Here is a 17173-nt window from a genome sequence, read left to right as displayed (position 1 = left end):
AAAATTACTGTCTTTCTTGATTCACAAACAGTTCAAAGCCTTGTATCTAAGACCGTGAACCCATTGCCTTAGGGAATCGAAACAGTGGCATGAATATTGCAACAATTTAATCTATGAACAAATAAATCCTATAAACTCAATATCCACGGAGGTGAAAAAAGACTTGAAGCCACGGGAATATAAGGAGGTCGATCATTTAAAATAATTTAACCAAACTAAAGCAGGATAAACCAAAGCACTATTAAGCACATTTTTAATCTTTATGATTTAAAACGCATTTATAATTTATAGGGGGGTCTGTTAAATGGAAAATAATAATAAACATTTTTCTAAACCAACTACGATTCAAGCTTTTACACCTTTTATTGCTTTAGTGATTCTTGTTATGGTTGGCTACCAAGGTTATGGCGTTGACGCTCATATCCCATTGTTTTTCGCTGTCGTCGTTGCAGCAGCAGTAGCCATCTTTTGGATGGGCCATAAATGGAGTACTGTACAGGAGGGAATGCTTAAAGGAATTAACTTCGCCCTTGATGCCGTCTTAATTCTAACCATTGTTGGTATTTTAGTTGGTGCCTGGATTGAAGGAGGCATTGTTCCATCAATCGTTTATTATGGCTTGCAAATGATTTCACCCCAGGTGTTTTTGATTGCTACTCTCATTGTTTGTTCTCTAGTATCTGTTTTTACCGGTAGCTCTTGGAACTCTCTGGGTACCGTTGGACTTGCTATGTTTGTAATCGGCGAGGGAATGGGAGTACCTAGTGCCATAACCGTAGGGGCTATCGTATCTGGTGCATACTTTGGCGATAAATTATCTCCGCTATCCGATACTACAGTTGTTGCCTCTGGTACTGGTGGCGTTAATATTTATGACCACATAAAACATATGCTAAAGGTTTCAGGTCCTGCTTATGTAATTGCTTTAGTTCTTTTTGGAATCATAGGTTTGCGTTTTGCAGACTCAGGTATGGATTATGGTCAAGTTGCAGAAATTAGCGGTGCTATGACCTCGAACTTTAATATTAATCCCATTATGTTCCTGCCTTTAATTTTAGTACTTATAATGATCTTCAAAAGAGTTCCTCCCATTGCAGCCTTATCGCTTGGTGCTATTATTGGAGGCCTTTGGGCTATGATTTTCCAAGGATCTAACTTCGGATCTGTTATGACTTCAATGCATTATGGCTATGTAATGGATAGTGGTATGGAAGTTGTTGATGGCGTTCTCTCCAGAGGTGGACTCCACAGTATGATGTGGACTATTTCAATGATATTGATCACCTTAATGTTTGGCGGAATCATTGAACACACGAGAATGACTGAAGTCATCCTTGAAAAACTGCTTAGCATAGCAAAAACACCGAAAGCACTTTTGATTTCTGCTCATTTTACTACCCTATTCCTCATTGTAACGGTTCTATCTCACTACCTAACCCATACATTAATATGTAGAACCTTTAAACATGCATTTGAAGAAAAAGGCATGCACGCAAAAAATGTTACCAGAATTTCTGAAAACTGGGGTACTTTACCTTCCTCATTGATCCCTTGGGGCCCCTGTGGTGTCTTTGTATACGGTCTTTATGGAATCCACCCCTTTGCATATGCACCCTACGCATTTTTCATTCTAGCTGCAATGGCTATTTCATTGATCTTTGCATTAGTAGGATTTGATGTGGCTAAAGTAGACGATCCAAAGGATGCCGCTAAAGGAATCTTAGCAGATTAATGTACCACTTCCTTTGAACAAATACTTCAGCAAGTAATAAGAGGGTTGCCTTAAGGCAACCCTCTTATTTTATTCTCTTACTCCTAAGCCATACCGATTCAATTTCCGAACTACCGTAGACTGGGACACGCCTAGTTTTTGGGCTATTTCTCTTGTTGAATCCAGTTCTTCTGCCGCTTCTTGTAACATTCTCTTCTCTAAGCTACTTACAGCTTCTGGCAGAGACAGTTTATTCATCGATTTATTTTCACTGTATTTTTGTTGAGGCGGCAAATCTTGGTATTCTATGGTATTATGCGGTGTCATGATAATTAATCTTTCAATTAAGTTTTCAACTTCTCGAACATTCCCTGGCCATGAGTAAGCTACCATGGCTTCCATCGCCGAAGCTGAAACCCCTTTGTTCACACTGTATCTTTCGTTATAATGCCGAACAAAATGACGAACAAGAAATGGAATATCCGCTTTTCTTTCCCGAAGAGGTGGAATATGAATTGGTACCACGCTTAACCTGTAGTATAAATCCTCCCTAAATTCTCCTTTTTCAACCATAGCTTCCAAATTCCGATTTGTACATGCAATGACTTGAACATCCAACTTTTGAGGCGTAACGCCCCCTACTCTTGTCAACTCAAAATCTTGAATCATTCTCAGTATTTTTACCTGAAGGTCTTTTGGCAATTCCCCCACTTCATCTAGTAAGATAGTGCCTGTATCCGCCATTTCAAATTTCCCTGGCTTTCCGTTTTTAAGGGCTCCCGTAAAGGCACCAGATTCATGACCAAACAGTTCACTTTCTAAAAGGTTCTCAGGAATGGCTCCGCAGTCCACCTTCACAAAGGGTTTGTTTTTTCGATTGCCGTTTTTCTGAATAAATCGAGCAATTACTTCTTTACCAACGCCGGTTTCTCCTGTGATGAGAACTGTTGAATCAAACTCAGCCAATCTGGATGCCTGATTCATTAAGGTGATCATTTCTTTGCTTTTGGCAACAAATTCATATTCGCCGCACTTTGCTTGGATTTCACTCATTTTTTTCTGATAATGATGCGTTAAGGCCTGTGTTTTTTCCAGTTTGTTTTTTAACTCAATCAATTCCGATATATCTCGAGCATTTGTCACTACTTTGGTAATGTTGCCCTCTAAATCAAATACTGGATTTCCAGTTACCATCACCTTTTTCCCAGAAAACAATTCATGTACTAGGGTGACGGGCACTTTTTGTTCAAGCACTTTCAGAGTTACTGATTCAGAGCAAAAACCTTCCGCCTCCAATTCTTTCATGTGCTTCCCTTCCAGATCTTTGGCCTTGGCACCAGAGATTCGCTCATACGCACTATTCACCATAATGGTATAGCCTTCTCCATCTGTTATCCAAAAACCATCATAGGAATAATCAATAATTTTTTTCAGTTCTTCATTGATGGTCTTGGATTGAACCAATTCTTCCGCAAGATTCTGTCCATCTGATATTCGTCGCAAAAAGATTATAACACCCATTATTTGTTCCTTTTGCTTTAATGAAGAAGACGTTACTTTAATCCGTTCTTGCCCAACCAAAATTTGTTCTGTCATATCCTTCTTCTCACTTTGCAGCAAATCACAGATCTGAATTTGAGGAATAACCTCAGAACACTTAGAATCCAACGCACTCTCACGTGAAATTTGAAGTATTTTCTCAGCCGTCTTATTAAAAGCCGTAATCACGCCTTCGCTATCCATCAAAATCAACCCAATATCCATAGCCTTCATTGCGGATTCTAAATCTTCGAAATTCAATAAGGTCACTATCTTCCACCCCAGTCTCTGCTTGGATTTTGCATAAAGAGCTTTTACCGCAATTACCTTTTAGTATACACAGATGAATAGGTTTATTCAATCCTTATTAGACATTCTTCTGTCTATAGTGATTGTCAAGGTTAAGGATCAACATCACAATGGGTATTCGTCTTTAGCTCTCCTCAAAAAACCCATTAAAAAATTATCCACCCTATCCTTACGCAATAAGACAAGGTGCAAGATTCTTTTCCCTTGCACCTTATCCTTAGCCTTAACAGGAGTTAGCAGGATCATCCTGCTAACTCTATTATAATCCCTTAGCTTCTAACCAAAACAACAGCGTAATAATCAACAATGCCACCGGAATAACAACCACCCAATCGTTGACTTTAAACAGCTGTGGCAAAGATACCTCTCCATAGTTCCCTTTTTGAAGAATTCCATCCTTAAGCCGTGGATAATATGCAGCAAAAATTCCTGCTCCAATAAAGATCCCAATCAATCCACCAACGGCTGCATCCAGATATCCATTTCCAACGGCACCGGCGATAGTTCCAGGACAGTATCCCAGTAGAGCGAAGCCAACTCCAAAGATCAAACCGCCTATAAGGTTTTTACCGACAGATCCTTTCTTAGGGTGCAGTTGAACCCATCCTTTATGCTTCATAAAGTAGATGCCAATCATCCCAGTAACTACGGCGGATAGCATTATCTTCAGAACCGTAAAATCCCTTAGTAATAACTGAGCAACGATGACATCGTATTGAGTCGCCCCACCTTTTTGGAGCAAAAAACCAAACAGAATACCAAAAACAAGCCCCCATATCAACTGATTATTGTTTTTCAACCTATCCCTCCTTTCTCTCTTCTATCTAGGTTCCTACATGGCCTAGAATAAAAGCCGAGCTGCTAGAATTCCACCAACAAAAAAACTGATGGCCGAAACCCAGCTAGAAAGAGTCAACTGCATGGTTCCACTAATCCCGTGGCCACTGGTGCATCCATCCGCCCAACGGGCACCAAATCCCAGAAAAACACCTCCTACTATTGCAGCACCAAGGCGTGATACTGGATTAGCACCATAGGTGCTGGCCCATAAGTTCGGTACCCATTGCAGTTCAAAACTTCCGGAAAGCATTGCCGAAAGGAAAGATCCTAATACAATACCAATCACCAACATAAACTGCCAATCTATTTTTAAATTGATTTTTTCGTAATAGGCTTTTTCAGCCACTTTTTCTCCTCGAAAAAATTTTTCGATCATTCCGCTGCTTTTAGCAAAAGTAGTAGAACAAGCGATGGGTTTATTGGATATTAGAAAGGTGCACCAACTAAGGACTCCAATCCCTATTCCTACCACATAAGGCGACCAACTTACTTCCATCAAAAAATTCATCCAACGACCCTCCCGTTAGCTTTCCATGTTCTCCGCAGGATTTTTTCGATAAGCTGTGTAAAACCTAGAACCATGAGGGTTTACACATGCACGACATTCCTTGGCATGCCCTGCCGCACTATAGCCTGTCATCCCTCCAGCTAAATTAATAACATCTTGAAAATCACGTTGTTTTAAAATACTCGTACCCAAACTAGATCGATTTCCAGAACTGCAAGCTAAAACCATTTTTTTCTCTGGATCCAGTTCCTTGTACCGTGTTCGCAATTCTGCTACAGGAATATTTACAGCGCCTTGAATATGGCCGTCTTCAAATTCTCCAGGAGCCCGAACATCTAACATGATAAAATCTCCCTCACCTACCACCATATCATGCAAGGTTTCTGCTGAAATCTGAGGAACAGACGCCGTCCTAAGACCAGATGTAGCCCAACCTGTCAATCCGCCCTCTAGATATCCTACAATCCTATCAACACCAGTACGTCTTGCCCATAATACTGCTTCCTGAGCTTTGCTAAAGTCATCTGCTACTAATAAGATTTTTTTGTCTGTCGGAAGAACCCACCCGGCAAAAGTTGGAAAATTCCCGCTTAAATCCAAATGCCACGCTCCTGGAATATGTTGACTTCCAAAAGCCAAATAGCTTCGCGTATCCAATACCACATACTCATCCTCCTGGATTTTTTGACAGAAATCCCTAGGAGACAATTCCTCTAATAGAGGCAGTTCTTTTAGCTTCGCTGGTCCTTTTCGATTCACATCGCTGCATCGACTAAAATGATCTGGTGCTGGAGGCATATTTTCCGTTAGGGATTTGATAAACTCTTTTTTATCTTTTATCTGAAGCACTTGATTAAAACATCGCTCATATCCAATGGTACTTCGCCATTTAGCTCCCATCGCACGTCCACACAGAGAGCCCGCACCATGGGCTGGATAAACTTCGCAATAATCTGGCAACTGCATAAGTTTATCATGAAGGCTATGATAAAGGTTATCTGCCAACTCTTGGGCTTTATCCGGAAAAAGATCCGGACGACCTACGTCTCCAACAAATAATGTATCCCCAGTAAATACACCCACTGGGCTATCTGATCTAGATTTATCCACTACCACATAACTTAAATGTTCTGGTGTATGACCCGGAGTTTCCAATACTTGCAATTCCATATCTTCCAGTTCAATGGTGTCTCCTTGAGAAAGGCCTACATGTTCAAAAGTGCAATTGGCGGATTTAGCTACATAAATAGTCGCTCCTGTTTTTTCAGCCAAATCCATATGACCAGAAATAAAGTCTGCGTGAAGATGTGTTTGAATAATATGGGTTATCTCTAACCCTTTTCCACGAGCCTCTTCAATATAATGATCCACATCTCTCTGAGGATCAATAACAGCACAAGATTTCTGTCCTGCTAAAATATAAGAACTATGGGCAATTTTCTCCGTAAAATAATGTTTTAAAAGCATCTTTTTTCCCCTTTCTATGTTCACCTTTTTATAAAAACCAGCATTACATAAGGAACAAATAAAACATTGTCACCACCACCACCAAATAGATAAGCGTCATCCCACCTCCTGCCTTCATAAAGTCGGCATTTCGATAGCCTCCTGGTGATAGCAGCAATGCGTTGACTTGATGCGTTGGCAACATAAAAGAGTTGGAGGCACACACCGCTGCCAAAAGTGCCACTGGTCTGGGATCTAGGCCAGCAATATTAGCCATGTTGGTTACAAGGGGCACTAACACTACTACCGCCCCCACATTAGACATAAATAGCGAAAAAAAGCTAGCCATTAGGGCTACGGCTATCAAGAATAAAATGGGAGGTCCACCTTGGATGGTCTTCATAACCTGTTCTGCCAACCATTCCGCCGCACCTGTATTTTGCATGGCCGTCCCCAAGGGAATCAGTGCTGCCAACAAAAAAATCACTTTCCAATCTACGGCCTGATATGCTTCGCTTATTTTCAAAACTCCCAGTAACACCATTAAGACTGCACCAGTTAAAAACGCCATGGATACCGGTGCTCCCATCAATGTCAATGCCACGGCTACCAGGAAGCAAGCTATGGATATCCGAGTTTTTCCAGGCACTTGTGTCTTTTTCTCAAAAGGCGTAATAACCAAAAAATCCTCACTCTTATCAAGTTCTTCTATGTGATCCCATAATCCATGAAGTACCAAAGTATCTCCTTGATGAATTTGATAATCCGATAAATCTTCTTCTATTCTTTCACCTTGTCTAAATAACATCAACGGCTCCACCGCATACCTCTTACGAAGAGAAAACTCCCGAAGGGTTTTTCCTGCAATTTTAGACCTTAGGGGTACCACCACTTCCACAAAACCCGAAACCTCCGAATCTGCCAACAATGGAAACAAATTCCTTTCCTTAGTTTTTTTCAATCCATACTGATAAGCAAACCTATCAAGAATTTTTCCCTCTCCCTGAATAGCCAGATACTGGCCCTCATAAAGGGGCGCACCCCGCCAAGGAGCACAGGTGATTCCCTCTTTTCCTGCAATCCCCAACAAATGAATCTGTTTCTCTTTCCAAATGCCAGACCCTTCTACGGTCTTTCCATCCAAAGCCGATTCTTTAGGTATTTGATAGTATTCGATATTGCCACACAAATCTAACTGCTCCATGAGCTTTTCTTGGATGGACTCTTTCTTGCTCTGATCTTCTCTTTTAGGTAAGAGCCACTGACCTCCCACCCAAAAATAGAATAGACCCGAGAATAAAAGCCCTATTCCCACTGGCGATACTGCCAGCAACCCATAACTTTCCACCCCATCCTTAAGAAGAAGATCATTTAAAACAATGAGTGGTGCAGATCCTACCATGGTAAGGTTCCCTCCCAAAATGGCACCAAACCCCATAGGAATCATTAAATCAGATGCTGGAATTTTCTGTTTTCTTGAGATCCGAAGAATCACTGGCAAAAAAATAGCGGCAACGCCCACGGTAATCATAAAGCCTGATAAAATTCCTGCCACCATGGAAATAAAAAAACAAATCCTTTTTTTTTCAGCACCCACCTTCTCTACAATCCGTTGGGACAGTCGATCAATAACACCGGTTTGAGACAAGCCATGGCTCATCATCATAACGCCAATCATCGCCATCACTGCATTACTGGAAAATCCAGAAAAGGTTTCTTCCGTTGTCAAAACACCTGTCCATCCTAAAGTGAGCATCACCCCTATGGCGACTACATCAATCCGCAGAAGATCCAATACTAGCATGACAATCGTAAATACTAGCAGCCCATATACCAATATCATCGGAGCTTCCATGAAATCGCCTCTCTTTCCTTGATCCTTGGCTTTTAAAACAAATACCCTGTATATCCAAATATAAACCCTATACCTATGGTAACTCGGTATATTTCCTAGCACTGTTTTTGTCAATCAAAAAAGATCAACCCCTATGGATTAATCTATTTCTAAAGAAACGCGATATGGTTATGATTTTTACGGATTTCCGCCGGTGGCTTAAGCCTTAATCAAATGTTATAATAAGGAAGACTAGTGCGTCCACAATACTTCATGAAAGGCTGGTATCCTCATGCTGATTTTTCTAACCTTTTTATTCACTTTCTTATTGATCCTTGCAAGCCTTTCTTTCGGCCTTTTTGTTGGATACCCGCTGATGGCTGGTTTGCTGTTATTTAGCCTTCTATCTTTGCACTATGGCCACAACCAACGTCAACTATCGGCTTTTTTAGCAACAGGCCTACGAAAATCATTGCCAGTTCTAAAAATTTTTGTCCTCATCGGCGGTATTACCGGTACTTGGATGGCCGCTGGTACTGTACCCGCCATCGTTTACTATAGCTTACAAATCCTGCACCCATCCCTGTATTATCTGGTCGCTTTTCTTGCCTGTTGTTTGGTTTCTATGCTTATTGGCACTGCCCTCGGTACCTGTGGCACTATGGGCATCGCCCTTATCACTCTGGCTCGCAGTGGCGATGCCAATTTAGCCATGGCTGCAGGTGCTATTATTGCTGGAGCTTACTTTGGGGATCGCTTTTCTCCCATGTCTGGAAGTGCCAATTTAGTAGCTACTCTAACTGGAACCAATTTGTTTGAAAACCTAAGAAACATGGCTCGCACCATGCTTCTCCCCTTCCTGATTACAGTTGTGCTCTATACCCTATTATCCATAGGCTTTCCCCTACAGCCTGCCGACGGAGTCATGAGCCATGAATTATTAGAATCCTTTCAGATAGGCTGGAAGGCTCTTCTTCCTGCCATTATAATGATTCTACTTTCGTTTTTTCAGATTAACGTAAAAATTGCCATGGGCAGCAGTTTAGTTGCCGCCCTGGCAGTAACGGTTTTTCATCAACACTACTCTCTAACCGAAGCCTTTAGGTTTATGGTCTTAGGTTTTTCTCTACCAGCATCCAATCCGCTCTATGAAGTAATACAAGGCGGTGGACTAGTCTCCATGGCATTGCCGGCAGTCATTGTCTTAACGTCCTGTATGCTAGCAGAGGTCATCTATGGCTCCCACTTTCTCGATCCTGTTATTCAACGAATTACCGGCTCCATTACCGGCTTTAAGCGATTTGGCTACATGATCCTCACCAGCTTTATTACTGCAGGTTTCGGTGGAAACCAAACGGTTTCCATTGTTTTCACAGCAAATGTCATGCAAGATAACTATCAATGGCTTCCAGATTTCCAACAACGCTTGGCCCTAGACCTGGAGGACAGCTCTGTCATTATTGCTGCATTAATCCCTTGGAATATTGCAGCCATGTTTCCTACCACCGTACTTCAAGTGGACCGAGTTGCTTTTTTGCCCTTTGCCTTTTACTTATACGTACTGCCGCTTTGTAGCTGGTTTAGCTATTGGATCAAGAAACCTCAGTCTCTATCCCCCACTAAATCCCTTTGCACTACACCTCTTAATGATGAACAAGCTTAGTCAACGACTATGATTTTATCCGATCCAGTCGGCTAAAAAATAATGACTACCTCTCTGGTAGAATTGATCCACTCTGCTGTAGCATCCAGATTATCTGCTGAAAACCGAAGTGGTACAAAAGTTCTTCCATCAATGGAAACCGGTGCTACATCCATTCTTTCCATCCTTCCATTCACACGAAGTTCATTTCGATTCAGCCACATTTCCACCTGATTTCCTCTGGCATTCAAGGTAATTCTATTGTCACTTCCATCCCAGGCAACAGAGCCGCCCATGGCTTCTACAATGGCTCTAATAGGTACCATGGTTCTACCAGAGGTTATGACTGGCACCGTCCCCCGACCTGGGTCTATTTCTTCAGATACTCCATTAACAATCATATTTGGTCTATCAATGGTCAGAATGATAAAATTTCGTTGCTGACTGCTGGCAATCATAGTTGAACTACTACGTACTCTGTACGTGGCAATGGCCTCACCCAGTTCTTCTTCGATGTCTTGTAGTGGATTTGCTTCTCGAAGCACTGGTTTTACTGTGTAGTAATAATCTGTATTAGGCTGAATATTCACATCTATAAACGGTAGTTCTTCAATAAAGAAATCCGTAACCGAATCCCCCAAAATGTTGGCATCCGTAGATCGGAATATCCGGTATCCTAAGGCTCCAGAGACCTTCGGCCACTCCATTCTATTTCCAGCATCCGTTGCTTCTACCTCAGGACTTCCACTTGCTGGTGGTTCCGGATCTGGACTTGGACTTGCAGGAGCGGTACCTTCAGCATTTCCCCAGACCCTGGCAAAACCTTCATTGTTGGATTGACTGTTTTGTGACCAGGTGGAAGGATCGGAATCGATGACCGTATAGGTGCCTGCTTTGATAGTAACATTAGGCTCTACAAACCAATAGGCATTTTGAGTTTCCAAATAGCCTGTCCGTGCTGTTGCTCGCCATGGGCCATACATGGTTCCATCCCCATGTTGCAGACCAATGCTTCCTGCAGGAGCTCCTTGCTGATTATTCCAATGGTAGGTTTCTACTTTTGTAATGGTATGTGGCTGATGAATCGTAAAACGCGTAGGGGTGGTAGGTCCGTTGATTACCCCAGCGATATTATTATTATCGAAGATCAGGTTATTCTCTTCTTGGCCTGCCGTAGCCACTGGTTCCTGCGTAGGAGCCGTCGGTGCCCTAGATGCATCTTCCTCCAAAGCAACATCTACTTGTCTTTCTTCAATAGGTTCATCCCACACACGGATGCTATAGACTTTCCCACCGGAAGTGGCTTCGCTGGAAGTTCTAATGTCATCGAAGAAGAACCCTAACCGCGTTTTGCCATCAATCACCGCTGGAACTGCATCTTGTCTCGAATCGTTTACACTCAGTTCTTTATAGGCTTCTCCGCCTCGAACTAAATAGGCACTAAACTCTCCATTAGAGGATCGACTTGCAACCACATCAACCACTTGATTATTGGAAATTCGGGTTTCTCCTAAGGATGAGTGAGGGTAGAACTGTAGTTTCCCATTGTCGTAAAAATAGAATCCATTGTCGCTGGCACTATTTTTATAATCAATAATTTTTTTCCAAGAAGGCCCTGTTTCCTCAAAGGAAAACCGAACTCCTACAGTATAGTTTTCGCTAATATCCCGATCAATATCAATCCAAAACCCTCCCCCTCTACTTTCAGTGGAAGTCCATTGCCAATATGTTCCATTACCATCTCTTCCGTAGCCCGATGTAGCATTATTACGATTGTTCCCGTCGTTTTCACGTCCAAAAGTCCTTAAGGTGGAATTGCCTAACCTATCTGTAAGATTTCCCGAAAAATCATATTCAACAATTAAATCCCTAGCCAAATTAGTAGCTTCTACCTCCTCCACGATCCCCGGCAACAAGAAAACAAGCAAAGCCATGGCGAACATAACTACCATCATTCTTCTTTTCATAATAATCTCCTTTCACCACTTTTACCCTATGTCTTCCCTTCCTGCATCAAATCCATCTTCTTCGATTTATTGCCTTCCATATCCTTTCCTAAAATTAGCACCCCCCTAGGTTTATCATCCAATCTTCCACTACTTCCAGTTGTTCCTTTGAGATTACACAACCATACGATGAACCACCAGACACAAAAAGGGTGGTTTTTAACGCTTACGCAAAAAAAGAACCTACCCATTTTGGGTAGGTTCGTGAATACACCTAAAATCCGTCCTCTTTACCAAGGCTTTAAAAGGATGTCCAAGAAACAGAGAAATATACGCGATTCCCGATGATCTCTATGTCCTTAGGAATTTCTTTGACTCATTTGTTTTTTAAACATCAACTTAAACAAACGATCCTGATCCTTTGTTAGGATATCTTGATATTCTACACTATATAATCTTCTTTCAGAAAACTCGTGAATATCCATTATAAGGCTATCCACCATAAAAGACTCCTTCAACTCATCTATTTCCAAGGTGAAATGAATTTCTACAAAATCATTTAATTTAAATTCCCTAGCTTGACGTTCATCAAGACCACTCGGTTGTTTGACTTGGAAAGTAAGTGAATTTCCACCAACCCTGATAATGGTTATGGGGATCCTCTTATGTTTGATCTTTTTAATAAATCCTTCTTCTTCCCACATAATAGAAAAATACTTGTCTGTGGGTTTCCAAACAAAAGATTCCAAAGCAATGCTTTCTTGGTCTATTTTTTTGATACTCACTTCGTATTGAACAAATGTCTTTTGAACAAAAAAACTGAGAATTCCATTCTTTGGATGTATCGATGTTTCTTCCTTTTGCCATCCTTTGCTTAGTCTCAAGGAAGAAATTCTTCTGCCATAAAATAAATGTCCTTGAAAGGTGTCAATGCCATTAACCTCTTTATTGATTACACTCAAGGATACATCGCCCAAAAAAGCAGTGTCCATTCTTTTTGTAATATCTAAAAATCGATTTTTGCTTTTCAGCAACTCCACGGCTTTATCCGCTATTATGGGATCAAACTGCTTGCCGCCATATTTTTTCAGTTCCCCAATCACCTCTTCTACCCGAAAGGATTCTCGGTATTCCTTCTGTGATAGCATTGCATCTACAGCATCAGACACCATAATAATACGACTAAACAATGGAATATCCTTTTTTGCAAGGCCTTCAGGATATCCACTGCCATCATACCATTCTGAATGATGTTTGATATACACAGGTACATCCTGTAGCAATTTTAATCCAATCACTTGATTTCGCATGATCTCATAGCCCAGACTAGGATGATCTTTCACTTTTTTATACTCATCTTTGGTGAGCACAGAAGATTTTTTTAAAATATTTTCTGGCACCACCAATTTTCCAATATCATGTAGCAGTGCAGCAATATATAGATTCAACCGACCCACCAAGGATTTTTCCAGATTCAAGGCGTCATAAATCATCAGTGCAAAATCCGAAACATTTTGTGCATGATAAGGCATATAAGGATCTCGAATAGAAAGAAGGTCAATGTATATTTCAATATTATATAGGAAGGAATTTCCCAGCATAATTCTGTTATAAATATATTGAATCGTCATGGTAATGGATTGCTCGAATAATTGACTGTCCCATAAGCCTTGAATCCCTTTAAGAATTGCTTCCGTCGGAGGAGTTTCTATTAAAAACTCTCCTATCATGTTTTTTTTATGAATATCAGAGGTATAGATCCTTATTTCCCAAGTAAGTTGATGGGAACTTCTATATATTTTATGCTCTGTAAAATATTCTCCTTCATTGACTTTCAAATATTCTTCTTGGCTAACCTCCGAGTCTATTGCTTTAAAGGCTTTGCCTTGAAATAAATAACATAATTCCTTGTTGAAGTTATGGCTGGGAAACACCCTTCCATAGACGTCAAATTTTTCGTCTTCTATTCCTAGTGCTTCTTGAATGCAATGAATGATCTTTTCCACTTGTACATCATAGGTCTGATGAGTTGTCTTTAGAATATTCCCTAACATACTTCACCCCCAGAATTTTTTTAGTTCCAAGATACCCATTGGAATGTTTCCTTAAAACCTTCTTTTTTTTCTGAGATAATCCTAGCTAGGATCTTTGGACTGTACTTCTCCTGTCCTTGACGTCCTACTACAGAATAAAGAAGTCGGGACTTTTTACTTATTTTATCACAAGACCCTAAATTTTCCAAACGCTTCTGGGGGCTTAAGCCTAAACCTATCTATTGTTTCCTTAGAAAAACAAAGACCCGTCCCAAACATATAGTACCTGAAAATGATTCATCACCACCATAACCACAGGTACCAATGCAAACAAAAACAGAGCCAGTACCCAATCCATGGGAGTGACGGTTATTTTCTTAAAATAGTTACGTCCGCTTTCACCTGTAAATCCTCTGGCTTCCATGGCAATAGCCACCCGCTCTGCTTTGCGTATGGCCTGAGCAAGCAGCGGAATAGCATAACGGTACAATTGTTCCCCTTTTCCTTTCAGTCCTTTTCGCTCCCTTCCACCACGAACCAGATGAGCTTCTTTCAGGGTAGCAAACTCTGATTGGTATAAAGGAAAAAAACGATAGGCGGCTAACATGCTATAGCCATATTTAGGCGAGAGTTTGGTTTGTTGCATCAAACTCAGCAGTAACTCCGTAGGGTCTGTGGTGGCAACAAACAACAGGGCATAGGCCGCATAAGCCAAGACCCGAAAGGCCAAGGCACAGCCACGAAAGAAAGCTTGTTGAGAAATCATGATACGTCCCATGCTAATAAATACCGGATCATCGGTGCTTCGAGGAAACAGTACCTGCATCATAAAAAAGCCAAAAGCCAGCAAAACAAAAGGCAGCAATCCTTTCAGCATCGCCGCTAAAGGCACTTTTCCTATCCAGTAGGACAAAGTAAGCATGATGATGAGCAAGGTCAATGGCACAAAGGGATCAAAGGAAAAGGTCAAGAAGATCATACTGATCCCTATACTTCCCAGTTTTAATACCGGGTTCATTTGATGGAGTAAGGACTGCCCTTCATAATAATTAAACATTCAGAACACCTACTTCTTCCTTGGATTGTAGTTTTTCCAGAATGGTCAACGCTAGTGGCGGCTTTAATGCGCAGGCTTCCAAGAGCGGTTGTTGACTAAAAAGACCTTGCGGGGTTCCAGCATAAAGGATCTTCCCTTCCGACAACAAGGCAACCTCCGTGGCGTATTCCCAAACCAATCGCATATCATGGGTAATCATAACCACTGTACAACCTTTTACTTGTCGCTGCTTGATCAGATTCATCAGCTTATAGGTGTTGGTATAATCCTGGCCAAAGCTAGGCTCATCCAGCAATAGCAATTGTTGATCCGTAGCTAACATAGAAGCCACGCTTAACCGACGTTTTTCACCCTGACTAAGGGTAAAGGGATTCGCATCCCCTTTTTTCTCCAAAGAAAACTCTGTTAACAACTCTTCCACACGTGGCATAATCTCCGATCCCGGTACCTTTGCCAGCTTTAGGGAATAAGCAATTTCTTCCCAAACCGAATCTGTAATAAACTGATGCTCTGGATTTTGAAACACCAGGCCAGCCATTTCTGCAATTTTTCGCCGCGATAACGCCTTGGTTTTTTTCCCAAACAAAGAGATGCTGCCTGCTGTGGGTTTAATCAACCCTAAGGTCAGTCGAGCCAAAGTGCTTTTACCAATGCCATTTTCCCCAAGAAGCGCTACAAAACTACCGGGCTCAACTCGCCATTGAAGATCTTCCAAAACCGGCACTTCCTGAAAAGGCGTTTTATAGCGAAAGGAAACCTGCTGGCAATCGATAGCCGGCAGACTCCCTTCTTCGGTAGCAGCAACGGATGAATCCTTTCTATAGGCTACCTGCTCTAAAAGTGCTTTTCGTTTCCCCTCATGCTTTTCCCCATCCATTATGAGCTCCGGAACCGTCAGGGGGTATGGCGTCATGGTAATCCCATCTTGCTTCAGAATGCCAGCCAGTTCACTAGCATAGGGCTGCCAAACACCAATATCCATCAGCAACTGGCTTTGCTTGGAAAACACATGACGAGGCGGTGCATCGGCAATCACCTTTCCCTGGTCCATGACCAAAACCCGATCCATCAACGTAGCAGCTTTTTCCAGTTTGTGTTCTATCAGAAGAATCGTATATTGCTTTTTCGCCACCAAGGTTTCCAACAACTGAAAAAAATCTTCCGTCGCCGCCGGGTCCAGATTAGCCGTGGGTTCATCTAAAATAAGGATGGGGGGATGCATGGCCAAGGCGCAGGCCAGAGCCACCCGTTGTTTCATTCCTCCAGATAATCGATGGGTATGGTTGTGGCGATGCTCTGTCAGATTTACCATTTCAAGGGCTTCTTCAATGCGGCTATCCATAATATCTGGAGACACGCCTGCATTTTCTAATCCAAAAGCAATTTCATCCTCCACCGTCAGCATACAAAACTGAGCTTCCGGATCCTGAAAAACCAGTCCTACCTGTTGACATACCTCTCCTGGTGCCAAGTCCCCAACGTCTTTATCTTTCAAATATATGCTCCCTGTTTGATCCGCTTCAATAGATCTGGGAAAAAGCCCTGCTATGGCAAGGGCTAAAGAACTCTTGCCACAGCCGCTGGCTCCCACAATCAGCAAGGATTCTCCTTGGGCTATCGAGAAGGAGATCTGAAAGAGTGTGGGCTGATCCGTATAAGGATATTGGATAGAGAGATTATGAATCCTTAGTATATTTTTCATGAACCGCTTTACTCCTTTTTTCACGCCATTCTTTGCCTAAGGGAAAACTGTTTAACACACCAGTAGCCGCTAGTCCTTCGGCAATTCCCTTCCCTAATAAACCAGCAAGGACAGCACCACTGATAATGCGGATCACCAACATGGTTATCAGAAGACCGGGAGCTAGCCCCGCATATCCAAACCGAAACCAATTGTATGCAAAGCTGGCAATCGAAGCCCCTACACCCGAGAGCATCAGGATCCCTGTATTAAACCGTTTATACTTGGTTAACCAAAAAGGGACTTCTGCGCCAAAGCCTTGAATAAAACCGGATAAAATAAGCCATGCTCCCGAAGGCGAACCAAGGGGTATTTGAACAACCGCCGCAATCCACTCGGAGATTAAAGCCGCTCCCGGCTTTCGAAAAATATGGGCACAGATAATGGACACTACAAACCAAAATCCAAAAACAATATCCAGCCCAATGGGCCCCAGTAATCCAGTAGCAATGGCCCAAACTTGAATCCAAGCCATGTAAAGAGGTGCAAAAGCCACCCCAATGGCACTCATGACAATTATTTCTTTTAACTGCCATTTATGGGTTTTAGGTAAAACAGACATTTATT

At 41.9% G+C, this 17173-nt stretch carries 12 protein-coding genes; 2 read left to right on the top strand and 10 right to left on the bottom strand.

What is annotated here, in order from left to right:
- Positions 1 to 304 precede the first annotated feature (304 nt).
- Positions 305 to 1732, top strand: coding sequence for a Na+/H+ antiporter NhaC (gene nhaC, locus ACZ47N_RS09575; RefSeq protein WP_464886329.1), 1428 nt, complete (start codon positions 305 to 307; stop codon positions 1730 to 1732).
- Between the two features lie 69 nt (positions 1733 to 1801).
- Here the strand turns inward: nhaC and ACZ47N_RS09570 are convergent, their stop codons facing one another.
- From ACZ47N_RS09570 to ACZ47N_RS09550, 5 genes are all read right to left on the bottom strand, one after another.
- Positions 1802 to 3520 (bottom strand): sigma-54 interaction domain-containing protein, encoded by a 1719-nt coding sequence (locus ACZ47N_RS09570; RefSeq protein WP_464886328.1) that lies wholly within the window; start codon positions 3518 to 3520, stop codon positions 1802 to 1804.
- Between the two features lie 298 nt (positions 3521 to 3818).
- Positions 3819 to 4358 carry a YeeE/YedE thiosulfate transporter family protein gene (locus ACZ47N_RS09565; RefSeq protein ID WP_464886327.1) on the bottom strand — a complete coding sequence of 180 codons (540 nt, stop codon included), beginning with the start codon at positions 4356 to 4358 and terminating at the stop codon, positions 3819 to 3821.
- Positions 4359 to 4400: 42 nt separating this feature from the next.
- Entirely contained in the window at positions 4401 to 4907 is a 507-nt protein-coding gene (locus ACZ47N_RS09560; RefSeq protein ID WP_464886326.1) for a YeeE/YedE thiosulfate transporter family protein, read from the bottom strand.
- Positions 4908 to 4922: 15 nt separating this feature from the next.
- The gene (locus tag ACZ47N_RS09555) at positions 4923 to 6374 is read right to left on the bottom strand and encodes an MBL fold metallo-hydrolase (protein ID WP_464886325.1); all 1452 of its coding nucleotides are present in this window, start codon (positions 6372 to 6374) and stop codon (positions 4923 to 4925) included.
- Positions 6375 to 6417: 43 nt separating this feature from the next.
- On the bottom strand, positions 6418 to 8208 hold the full coding sequence (locus ACZ47N_RS09550) for an SLC13 family permease (RefSeq protein WP_464886324.1): 1791 nt from the start codon (positions 8206 to 8208) through the stop codon (positions 6418 to 6420).
- Positions 8209 to 8563: 355 nt separating this feature from the next.
- Here ACZ47N_RS09550 and ACZ47N_RS09545 point away from each other — a divergent pair, with 355 nt between their 5' ends.
- Positions 8564 to 9850, top strand: a complete 1287-nt coding sequence (locus ACZ47N_RS09545; protein WP_464886323.1) for a Na+/H+ antiporter NhaC family protein — start codon at positions 8564 to 8566, stop codon at positions 9848 to 9850.
- Positions 9851 to 9882: 32 nt separating this feature from the next.
- On the opposite strand, the gene ACZ47N_RS09540 is transcribed toward ACZ47N_RS09545, so the two are convergent.
- From ACZ47N_RS09540 to ACZ47N_RS09520, 5 genes are all read right to left on the bottom strand, one after another.
- A complete protein-coding gene (locus tag ACZ47N_RS09540) occupies positions 9883 to 11796 on the bottom strand; it encodes a stalk domain-containing protein (RefSeq protein WP_464886322.1) in 1914 nt (637 codons plus the stop codon).
- 338 nt (positions 11797 to 12134) lie between these two features.
- Positions 12135 to 13829, bottom strand: coding sequence for an HD-GYP domain-containing protein (locus ACZ47N_RS09535; RefSeq protein ID WP_464886321.1), 1695 nt, complete (start codon positions 13827 to 13829; stop codon positions 12135 to 12137).
- A 229-nt stretch (positions 13830 to 14058) separates the two neighbouring features.
- Positions 14059 to 14865 (bottom strand): energy-coupling factor transporter transmembrane component T family protein, encoded by an 807-nt coding sequence (locus tag ACZ47N_RS09530; protein WP_464886320.1) that lies wholly within the window; start codon positions 14863 to 14865, stop codon positions 14059 to 14061.
- Positions 14858 to 16567 carry an ABC transporter ATP-binding protein gene (locus ACZ47N_RS09525; RefSeq protein WP_464886319.1) on the bottom strand — a complete coding sequence of 570 codons (1710 nt, stop codon included), beginning with the start codon at positions 16565 to 16567 and terminating at the stop codon, positions 14858 to 14860. The genes ACZ47N_RS09530 and ACZ47N_RS09525 overlap by 8 nt, the downstream gene beginning before the upstream one ends.
- Positions 16542 to 17168 (bottom strand): ECF transporter S component, encoded by a 627-nt coding sequence (locus ACZ47N_RS09520; protein WP_464886318.1) that lies wholly within the window; start codon positions 17166 to 17168, stop codon positions 16542 to 16544. Before ACZ47N_RS09520 ends, ACZ47N_RS09525 begins: the two co-directional genes overlap by 26 nt.
- Between the last annotated feature and the right edge of the window lie 5 nt (positions 17169 to 17173).

The sequence above is a fragment of the Tindallia texcoconensis genome (genome assembly GCF_055383815.1).
This window is presented reverse-complemented; position numbering and strand designations above follow the sequence as displayed.

Bases quoted from the DNA above. Each gene is read 5' to 3' on its own strand.
- nhaC (WP_464886329.1), top strand. From the start codon at position 305: ATGGAAAATAATAATAAACATTTTTCTAAACCAACTACGATTCAAGCT.
- ACZ47N_RS09560 (WP_464886326.1), bottom strand. From the start codon at position 4,907: ATGAATTTTTTGATGGAAGTAAGTTGGTCGCCTTATGTGGTAGGAATA.
- ACZ47N_RS09555 (WP_464886325.1), bottom strand. From the start codon at position 6,374: ATGCTTTTAAAACATTATTTTACGGAGAAAATTGCCCATAGTTCTTAT.
- ACZ47N_RS09550 (WP_464886324.1), bottom strand. From the start codon at position 8,208: ATGGAAGCTCCGATGATATTGGTATATGGGCTGCTAGTATTTACGATT.
- ACZ47N_RS09545 (WP_464886323.1), top strand. From the start codon at position 8,564: ATGGCTGGTTTGCTGTTATTTAGCCTTCTATCTTTGCACTATGGCCAC.
- ACZ47N_RS09540 (WP_464886322.1), bottom strand. From the start codon at position 11,796: ATGAAAAGAAGAATGATGGTAGTTATGTTCGCCATGGCTTTGCTTGTT.
- ACZ47N_RS09535 (WP_464886321.1), bottom strand. From the start codon at position 13,829: ATGTTAGGGAATATTCTAAAGACAACTCATCAGACCTATGATGTACAA.
- ACZ47N_RS09530 (WP_464886320.1), bottom strand. From the start codon at position 14,865: ATGTTTAATTATTATGAAGGGCAGTCCTTACTCCATCAAATGAACCCG.
- ACZ47N_RS09525 (WP_464886319.1), bottom strand. From the start codon at position 16,567: ATGAAAAATATACTAAGGATTCATAATCTCTCTATCCAATATCCTTAT.
- ACZ47N_RS09520 (WP_464886318.1), bottom strand. From the start codon at position 17,168: ATGTCTGTTTTACCTAAAACCCATAAATGGCAGTTAAAAGAAATAATT.